This window comes from uncultured Gordonia sp. (assembly GCF_937858515.1).
Classification (GTDB): domain Bacteria; phylum Actinomycetota; class Actinomycetes; order Mycobacteriales; family Mycobacteriaceae; genus Gordonia.
In genome coordinates this window covers 1-9429 of sequence record NZ_CALLZT010000045.1, presented here as the reverse complement: position 1 = coordinate 9429, position 9429 = coordinate 1, and the positions used below count along the sequence as shown (strand labels likewise).

7 protein-coding genes are annotated in these 9429 nt (G+C 69.0%); all 7 read left to right on the top strand.

Annotated elements, in window-relative coordinates; translation table 11 throughout:
* On the top strand, nucleotides 1-1887 hold a 1887-nt coding region (gene typA / locus Q0627_RS03455), incomplete at its 5' end, for a translational GTPase TypA (RefSeq protein WP_298807708.1).
* A 102-nt stretch (nucleotides 1888-1989) separates the two neighbouring features.
* On the top strand, nucleotides 1990-4092 hold the full coding sequence (locus tag Q0627_RS03450; RefSeq protein ID WP_298807706.1) for an ABC transporter family substrate-binding protein: 2103 nt from the start codon (nucleotides 1990-1992) through the stop codon (nucleotides 4090-4092).
* Complete coding sequence (gene mshB / locus Q0627_RS03445; protein ID WP_298807704.1) at nucleotides 4089-5009, top strand: N-acetyl-1-D-myo-inositol-2-amino-2-deoxy-alpha-D-glucopyranoside deacetylase; 921 nt, start codon at nucleotides 4089-4091, stop codon at nucleotides 5007-5009. Before Q0627_RS03450 ends, mshB begins: the two co-directional genes overlap by 4 nt.
* Before the next feature lie 4 nt (nucleotides 5010-5013).
* Nucleotides 5014-5568: a hypothetical protein gene (locus tag Q0627_RS03440; RefSeq protein WP_291012670.1), complete on the top strand. Its 555-nt coding sequence runs from the start codon at nucleotides 5014-5016 to the stop codon at nucleotides 5566-5568.
* An 82-nt stretch (nucleotides 5569-5650) separates the two neighbouring features.
* The gene (locus Q0627_RS03435) at nucleotides 5651-6772 is read left to right on the top strand and encodes an FO synthase (RefSeq protein ID WP_298807701.1); all 1122 of its coding nucleotides are present in this window, start codon (nucleotides 5651-5653) and stop codon (nucleotides 6770-6772) included.
* The gene (locus Q0627_RS03430) at nucleotides 6769-8310 is read left to right on the top strand and encodes an NAD(P)/FAD-dependent oxidoreductase (RefSeq protein WP_298807700.1); all 1542 of its coding nucleotides are present in this window, start codon (nucleotides 6769-6771) and stop codon (nucleotides 8308-8310) included. The genes Q0627_RS03435 and Q0627_RS03430 overlap by 4 nt, the downstream gene beginning before the upstream one ends.
* A partial coding sequence (gene cofG / locus Q0627_RS03425) for a 7,8-didemethyl-8-hydroxy-5-deazariboflavin synthase CofG (protein WP_298807699.1) occupies nucleotides 8307-9429 on the top strand: 1123 nt, incomplete at its 3' end. The genes Q0627_RS03430 and cofG, both read left to right, overlap by 4 nt.

Genomic DNA, 9429 nt, shown 5'->3' with positions numbered 1-9429 from the left:
AACGTCGCGATCGTCGCGCACGTCGACCATGGTAAGACCACGCTGGTCGATGCGATGCTCCGCCAGTCCGGGGTTTTCGGCGAGCGAGCCGAACTCGTCGACCGGGTCATGGACTCCGGTGACCTCGAACGCGAGAAGGGCATCACCATTCTCGCCAAGAACACCGCGGTGCACCGTCGCCAGCCCGACGGCACCGAGTTCGTCATCAACGTCATCGACACCCCCGGCCACGCCGACTTCGGTGGTGAGGTCGAACGCGGCCTGTCGATGGTCGACGGAGTCGTCCTGCTCGTCGACGCATCCGAGGGCCCGCTGCCGCAGACCCGGTTCGTGCTGCGCAAAGCTCTGGCCGCGTCACTGCCGGTGATCCTGGTGGTCAACAAGACCGACCGTCCCGACGCCCGCATCCAGGAGGTCGTCGACGAGAGCCAGGACCTGCTGCTCGATCTGGCCTCCGACCTCGACGACGAGGCCGCCGAGGCCGCCGAACTGGCCCTCGAACTGCCTGTTCTCTACGCGTCCGGCCGCGCCGGCATCGCCAGCACCGAACAGCCCGCCAACGGCGAGGTGCCGGAGGGGGAGAACCTCGACCCGTTCTTCGACGTGCTGCTCGAATACGTTCCGGCTCCCAAGGGAGATCCCGAGGCGCCGCTGCAGGCACACGTGACCAACCTCGACGCCTCGGCGTTCCTGGGCCGGCTCGCGCTGGTCCGCATCCACAACGGCACCCTGCGCAAGGGGCAGCAGGTGTCGTGGTGTCGTGAGGTCGACGGCGAGCCCGTCGTCGAGCGCGCCAAGATCACCGAACTGCTCGCCACCGTCGGCGTCGAGCGCGCCCCCGCTGAATCGGCTGTCGCCGGAGACATCGTCGCCGTCGCGGGGATGCCCGAGATCATGATCGGTGACACCCTCGCCGACTTGGAGAATCCGGTGCCGCTGCCGCGGATCACCGTCGACGAACCGGCCATCTCGGTCACGATCGGCACCAACAGCTCGCCGCTGGCCGGCCGGGTGTCCGGTCACAAACTGACCGCCCGCATGGTCAAGAGCCGCCTGGACTCCGAACTCATCGGCAACGTGTCGCTGCGCGTGCTCGACATCGGCCGCCCCGACGCCTGGGAGGTGCAGGGCCGCGGTGAGCTGGCGCTGGCGATCCTCGTCGAGCAGATGCGCCGCGAAGGATTCGAGCTGACCGTCGGCAAACCGCAGGTGGTCACCCGCAAGGTCGACGGCAAGGTGCACGAGCCGTTCGAGCACCTCACCGTCGACGTGCCCGAGGAATACCTGGGTGCGGTCACCCAGCTGCTGGCCGCCCGCAAGGGGCGCATGGAGCAGATGAACAACCACGGCACCGGCTGGGTGCGCCTGGAGTTCATCGTGCCCTCGCGTGGCCTGATCGGGTTCCGCACCGACTTCCTCACCGAAACCCGCGGCACCGGCATCGCCAACGCTGTATTCCATGGCTACGACGCCTGGGCCGGCGAGATCCGCGCCCGGCACACCGGATCGCTCGTGTCCGACCGCGCCGGCAGCGTCACCCCGTACGCGATGATCCAGCTCGCCGACCGCGGCACCTTCTTCGTCAACCCCGGCGATGACAGCTACGAGGGTCACGTCGTGGGCATCAACCCGCGCGCCGAGGACCTCGACATCAACGTGTGCCGTGAGAAGAAGCTCACCAACATGCGGCAGTCGTCGGCCGACGTCATGGAGACCCTGGCCAAGCCGATGCAGCTCGACCTCGAAGGCGCGATGGAGTTCTGCGCCGCCGACGAGTGCGTCGAGGTCACCCCCGAGGTGGTGCGGGTGCGCAAGGTGCATCTGGACTCCTCGACCCGGGCCCGCGAACGATCCCGCGCCAAGGCCCGCGACCAAGCCGTGGGCTGACCGACCGTTCGGAGGACAGGACGCGTCTAATGTGGTGGATCAGGGCCGGATCTCGGCCCCGATCCACCACACAGGTCGGGCCACGTGAAGGAGATGCGACGGGTGCGCGAACGACGCAAGGTGGTGCTTCCCGCACTCGCCGCAGCGCTGCTGCTGGTCGGTGGATGCAGCGCCGATCCACCGCCGCCCGTCCGTGAGACGGCGCCCCCGGCCACTCCGGTTCCCTACCCCGACGACAAGACCATCTACATCGCCACCGGCTCGATCGGCACTGGCTTCAACCCGCATCTGCGTACCGATCAGGGCGTGGTGACCACGGCGATCGCGGCGACCACGCTGCCGAGCCCGTTCGCTCCCGTCGACTCGCCGACCGGCGTCCGGTGGGTGCTACAGACCGATTTCGTCACCTCGGCCGAGGTCACCAAGACCGAGCCGTTCACCGTCACCTACCGGATCCACAAGAATGCGCAGTGGTCCGACGGTCTGCCCGTGACCGGCGACGACTTCAGTTATCTATGGCAGCAGATGTCGCGACGACCGGGTGCTGTCGCGCCCGCCGGGTACCGGCTCATCGACTCGGTCGCCACGAGTTCGGGCGGTAAGACGGTCGATGTGCGGTTCGCCGCCGCCTATCCCGCGTGGCGGGAACTGTTCACCAACCTCCTGCCCAGCCATGTCCTGCGGGGAACCCCGTCCGGATTCGAGACCGGCATGGACAGCGGGATGCCGGTGTCGGCCGGACCCTTCCTCATCCGGTCGATCGACCAGACGCGCGACGAGGTGCGGCTGATCCGCAACGACCGGTACTGGGCCAGACCGTCGGTGCTCGACCAGATCGTGCTGCGCAGGGCCGGGACCGTGCCGCAGATGGTCGGTTCCGTGCGGGCCCGCGATTCGGCGATCGTGAACTTCCCCAGCGGGCCGTCGACGCAGGCGGAACTGTCGGCGGTACCGGGGACATCGACCCGGCGCGACCCGGTGCCGCGGGCTCTTACGGTCACCGCGAACACGCGGACCCCGGCGATGCGGGAGCTGTCCGTCCGCACCGCGATACTGGGCGCAATCGACCGGCAGCTGGTGACGTTCGCCGGGGCCGGTGACGAGGTGGTCACCCGGTTCGCCAATACCGTCTACGCACCCACCGACGCCGGGTACACGCCGGCCGACAGGCCGCGACTGGACAACGCCAGGATCGAATCGTTGCTGGTGGGCGCCGGATTCGAGCGTGGCCCGGTAGTCACGGCAGAGTCCGATTCGGAGTCCGGCGAGGAGCCTGCTCCGGAGTCTTCAGGGGCGTCAGGGTCTTCCGAGAGCCGGCCTCCCGCGTCTGGTCAGCCTTCCGAACCGGCGCCGCGGACCCCGACCACCGGCCCAGTCACCACGGACCCCGTACGCCCGACGGCGCGGACCCCGGTGCCTTCATCAGCGGGCGCCCCGTCGTCCGGTATCTCGGAGCCGTCTTCGGGTACCGCGGGTGCCCCCGAATCGGCCGGCGCCGAACGGGACGACTCCGAGATGGCATCGGTGCCGGTCGGGGTGGCGCCGTTCCAGAAGGACGGCCGCGATCTCACCATTCGCGTCGGCGCGGTATCCGGGGATCCGCGCTCGGCGTCGGCGGCCGCGACCATCGTCGACCAGTTACGCGCCATCGGTATCCGGGCCGGTACCCGGCTGCTGGCCGGTAACGAACTGTACGGTACGGCGTTGACGAACTCCGAGGTCGATCTGGTGGTCGGCTGGACGGCGGTGGGTGTGCCGCCGGCCGTCGCCTTCGCGTCGCAGGTCGACTGCGAGGCCCCCAAGGCCGGGTCCGCGCCGGCGTCTGCGTCGAAGCCCGCCACACCGAGCGACTCGGTTACCCCGTCACCGGCGTCGGGACGGCCGGCGGTGACGTCATCTGTGTCGTCGTCATCGGTGTCGCCGACCGGGCCCGTCCCGGATGCCGCCGACTCCGGATACATCGGCAACATCTCCGGCCTGTGCGACGAGGACCTGATCAGGCTGGCCCGCGCGGTGTTGTCGGCCGACGATCCGGCGCCGCTGCTGGAGGAGGCCGAGCCGCTGCTGGCCGAACAATCGGTGTACCTGCCGATCTATCAGGAACTGTCGCTGGTCGGCGTCACCGATCAGGTGACCGGGGTACCGCTGTCCGGACCGATCCAAGTAGGGATCTTCGGCGATGCGGACGTGTGGGACCAGAAATGAGCGGGACGAGTCAGGTGAGCAGGGAAGGCACGGGTGTGACGGATTCGGCGCGGGCAGGCCGCAGGCTGCTCTTGGTTCACGCCCATCCCGACGACGAGACGATCATGACCGGCGGCACCATCGCCCGGTATCTTGCCGAGGGCGCGCAGGTGTTGGTGGTGACCTTCACGCTCGGTGAGGAGGGAGAGGTGATCGGCGACGAATGGGCACAGCTGGTCGCCGACGGCGGTGCCGATCAGCTCGGCGGATATCGCATCTTCGAACTCACCACCGCACTGGCCGCGCTGAGCCCGCCGGATCGCGTCCTGCGACCCCGGTTCCTGGGCGGCGCCGGGCACTTCCGTGATTCGGGTATGGCAGGCTCCCCGTCGGCCGAACACCCGCGGGCGCTCGCGAAGGCGCCGCTCGAACGGCCGGTGGCCCTGCTGGCCGACATCATCGCCGAGTTCGCCCCGCAGGTGGTGATCACCTACGACAAGGCCGGAACCTACGGCCATCCCGACCACGTGCGGGTGCACGACGTCACCGCCGCGGCCCTGCCGATCGCCCGGGCGCGGCTCGGCACCGAGATGAAGGTGTACGAGTCGGTCACTGAACACAGCGCGTTGGAAACCGGTCTGGCGGCCGCAGCCGGTCGGGTGCCGCTGGGCTGGCGGATGCCCGGCGACGGGGAGCTGCCCCGCTACCCGGACGGGGTCATCACCGCCGAGGTCGACGTCAGTTCGGTGTATGAGCGCAAGGCTGCGGCGCTGGCCGCACACGCCACCCAGGTGACCGTTGCGGCATCGGGTACCGAGTACGCGTTGTCGAACAACATCCTCACCCCGATCGGCGCGGTCGAACACTTCGTACAGGTCGACGGTCCCCGGTCCGATGCGCCCGGCCGTGAGACGGATCTCTTCGCGGGACTGGACTGAGCCGATGGCGGCCAAGAAGAAGCGCCGGAACACGCCGAAGAAGCGTCAGCAGACGGTTATACCCGCTGTCGTGGCGGCGCTGCCGGAGCCGCCCCCTACCGTCGCGCAGCCGGACACCTTCTTCGGCAGGTTGAACGTGCAATCGGTGCGTGTGGCCACCGCCGTCGCCGAGGTGTGGTCGATGCCCAGCGTCGTCTTCGACCGCGTGATGCTGGGTTTGCTGACGTGCGCGGCCATCCCCGTCGGGCTGCTGTCGGCCGGATTCGCCCCGCAGCGGTTCTTCGGTGAACAGATCCCGGTCGTGGCAGTGCTCGTGGGGCTCACCAACCTGGTGCTGCTGTGGCTGGCCTCCGGGTTTTCGCGCGGGCCGGGCCGGGTGGCTCCGCTGATCGCCTGGCTGCTCACCCTGATGGTCGCCGCGACGGCCGGTCCCGGTCGCGACGTGGTGCTCCCGCTGGACGGCACGGACTTCGTGGCGACGTTTCTGCTGGTGGCGGTAGGTGCCGGTATCCCGCTGGCGGCCCTGTGGTCCGGTCGGCTGAGCACCCGGCCCAGGTGAGCCGCCGGTCCGTGCCCGCGCATCGTCCGGGGTGGACCGTCCGGGTTCGGGTGGGGGCCTTGCCGATCGCTACAGTGTGATCATGGTCCTACGTGAGTGGGCTCGGGATGCGGTGGCCGAGACGGCGGATGTTCGTGCGGCGCTGCGACGTGCGGCCACGGACCCGGCGTCGCTGACCGACGGCGAGTGGGTGGCGTTGCTCGGCGCGGACGGTACCGAACTCGATGAGCTGTGTGCGATCGCCGATTCGGCGCGCCAGACCGTCACCGACCCGGATGCGCTGACCTTCGTGGTCAACCGCAACTTCGACACCACCGTCATCGCGAGTGGTGCCGATGGAGTACCGGAACTGTCGGCGCTCGTCGACGAGGCTTGGCAGCTCGGCGCCACCGAGATCTGCATGCAGGGCCCGATCCCCGTCGACGCACCCGACGACGGCTATCTGCGGCTTATCGAACAGATCCATGCCGTCGCCCCGGAGATGCACCTGCACGCGTTCCGCCCGCCCGAGGTGCGTGACGGTGCGGCGCGGATGGGGTTGTCCATCCCGGAGTTCCTGAGCAGGGCACGCGATGTCGGGCTCGGTTCGGTGCCGGGCACCGCCGCCCAGATCCTCGACGACGAGGTGCGCGCGCGGCTGTCGGGGGGGTCGGCGCCGCCGGTGTCCGAGTGGATCGAATCCATCGAGGCCGCGCACGACGTCGGCCTGTTCTCCACCTCGACGCTGCTGTACGGGCATGTCGAGTCGTCCCGGCACATCGTCGCGCATCTGCGGTTGCTCAATGAGATCCAGGACCGCACAGGCGGTTTCAGTGAGCTGATCGTGATGCCGATGCTGCCGTCGATGGCACCCGCACATCTCGGTGCCGCAGGCACGGCGTCCCGGCGCGAGACGCGCGCGGTGCACGCGGTGGCCCGGCTGCTGACGTTCGGCCGGATCGCGCACGTGCAGGTGGCGTGGACCAAGCTCGATCCGGACACGGTCATCGACATCCTGCGCGGCGGTGCCGACGACATCGGTGGCCTGCTGATCGACGGTGTCCTGATGCCCGCGGCCGGTCAGGAGGCGGGCCGCGTGCTGTCGGCGCAGCAGGTCGCCGACATCGCGGCCGTGGTGGGCCGGCGTCCGGTGCAGCGCACCACCGGCTACGACGCACCGTCCGCGGCACTGTTGACACCGATCCCTCAGGTGTACGGTCGGTGACCGGGGCGAGCGAAGCGACGGGGGATGTCACCGGGGCGAGCGGGCCCGTTCCGGCCGAGGTCGATGTGGCGATCGTGGGGGCCGGATTCGCCGGGATCGGTATGGCCACACAGTTGCGGCGTCGCGGCCGGGAATCGTTCGTGGTGCTCGAACGCGCCGACGCGGTGGGCGGCACATGGCGCGACAATGTGTACCCGGGTATCGCCTGCGACATCCCGGCGCATCTGTATTCGTTCTCGTTCCGTCCGCCTGCCGATTGGGCGACGTTGTTCCCGCGAGGTGCGGAGATCCGCGATTACTTGCAGCGCACCGTCGACGAGGAGGGACTGACGCCGTTCATCAGGCTCGGTTGCGAGCTGGTCGATGCGCGGTGGGACGCGTCGTCGGCGCAATGGTCCCTCGTGACAGGCAGGGGCCGTGTGCGGGCGCGGATGCTGGTGCTGGCGGTCGGGCGGCTGTCCGAGCCGCACGTTCCCGACATCGACGGACTGGACGGCTTTTCGGGGACGGTGGTGCACACCGCCCAATGGCATCCGGATGTCGTGTCGGGCGGGGAGCGGATCGGTGTCGTCGGGACCGGGGCGTCGGCGGTGCAGATCATCCCGCACCTGGCCGAGTCGGCCGAGGAACTGGTGGTTTTCGCCCGGACACCGGCGTACGTGGTGCCGCGCCAGGATCGGGCGTTCAGCGAGCAGGAGCGGGCGCGGCTACGTGTCGAGGAGAATGCGCGGGCGTTGCGTGAGCAACTGCTCCTCGACGCCGATCGGGCGTTCGCGCAGCGGCTGCGGCTGGTTCCCGATATCGACGAGATCCGGGATCTGGCGCTCGGCCATCTGGCTGCACAGGTATCTAATCCGCTACTGCGGCAGCACCTTACGCCCGACTATGAGATCGGCTGCAAGCGGATTCTGCTCAGTGACGACTACTATCCGACGCTCGAGCAGCCCCACGTGGTGTATGAGCCGAGCGCGTTGGCATCGGTCATCGAGAACAAGGCGTGCGCGGCGAGCGGGGCCACCCACGATCTCGATGTCCTGGTGTTGGCGACCGGATTCGAGGCCACGCGTCCGCCGGTCGCTTTGCGGATCCGCGGCCGTGACGGCCAGGTGCTCGATGACCACTGGTCCCGCGGCATGGTGTCGTATGCGTCGACGACGGTGGCGGGCTTTCCCAATATGTTCGTCCTCGACGGACCGAATGCGGCACTCGGTCACAATTCGGCGATCTACATGATCGAGACGCAACTGGACTACGTCCTGGGCGCCCTGGATTATATTGCCGCCGAGTCTGTTTCGTCGTTGGAGGTGTCGGCCGAGGCGGAGGTCGCCTACACGGCAGAGATCGACGAGCGCAGTGCCCCGACGGTGTGGCTGACCGGTTGCCGGAGTTGGTACGTCGATCAGCGCAGTGGCCGGCTCACGCTGCTATGGCCGGGCACGGCGGTGTCGTTCCGCGAACGCAACGGCACTTTCGACCCTGGCCCATACGTCGTGCGCCGGAGTGAGTTCACCCCTGCGAGTCCGGGTGGCGGCCGATGAGCACCGGTCAGGCGGTGGCCACCGCACTCGCCGCCGCGCAACACGCCGCGGCCACGGGGGTGCGGCCGGCCATCGACGATGTCGTCACGCTGCTGTCGTGCCGGGGCGACGATCTGGCCGAATTGCAGTCGGTCGCCGCGCGGTTGCGCGACGAGGGGCTGGCGCGGGCGGGACGAGCGGGCCGGATCACCTACTCGCGCAAGGTGTTCATCCCGCTGACGCGGCTGTGCCGGGACCGCTGTCACTACTGCACGTTCGTGACCGTTCCGGGCAAACTGCGCCGCGAAGGGCACGGCATGTACCTCGAGATCGATCAGGTCGTCGCCCTGGCACGGCAGGGGGCCGCACTCGGCTGTAAGGAGGCCCTGTTCACTCTGGGTGACCGGCCGGAGGATCGCTGGCCCGAGGCCGCGCAATGGCTGGCCGAGCGCGGCTATTCATCGACGCTCGACTACGTGCGGGCGGCGTCGGTGGCAGTCCTCGAACAGACCGGGCTGTTGCCGCACCTGAATCCGGGTGTCATGTCGCTCGATGAGCTGAACTGGTTGCGTCCGGTGGCGCCGTCGATGGGCATGATGCTGGAGACCACCGCCCGGCGGCTGTTCACCGACAAGGGGCAGCCGCACTACGGCAGCCCCGACAAGGATCCGCTGGTGCGCCTCCAAGTGCTTCGGGACGCAGGTGCGGCCAAGGTGCCGTTCACCACCGGCATCCTGGTCGGTATCGGTGAGAACCTCACCGAAAGGGCGCAATCGCTGCTCGCGATGGCGCAGATCCACCGCACCTACGGGCACATCCAAGAGGTGATCGTGCAGAACTTCCGGGCCAAACCGGACACCGCGATGCGTGGCGTCCCGGATGCGGAGATGTCGGAGTTCCTGTCCGCGGTCGCCGTGGCGCGGCTGGTGATGGGACCGGATGTGGCGATCCAGGCACCGCCCAACCTGGTGTCCCACGAGGAGTGCGCGGCGCTGATCGCCTCCGGGATCGCCGACTGGGGCGGGGTGTCGCCGCTGACCCCCGACCATGTGAACCCGGAACGGCCGTGGCCCAACCTCGACACGCTCGCCGACCTCACCTCCCGGCTCGCCCTCACCCCCTACGGCGAAACCAGCGCCA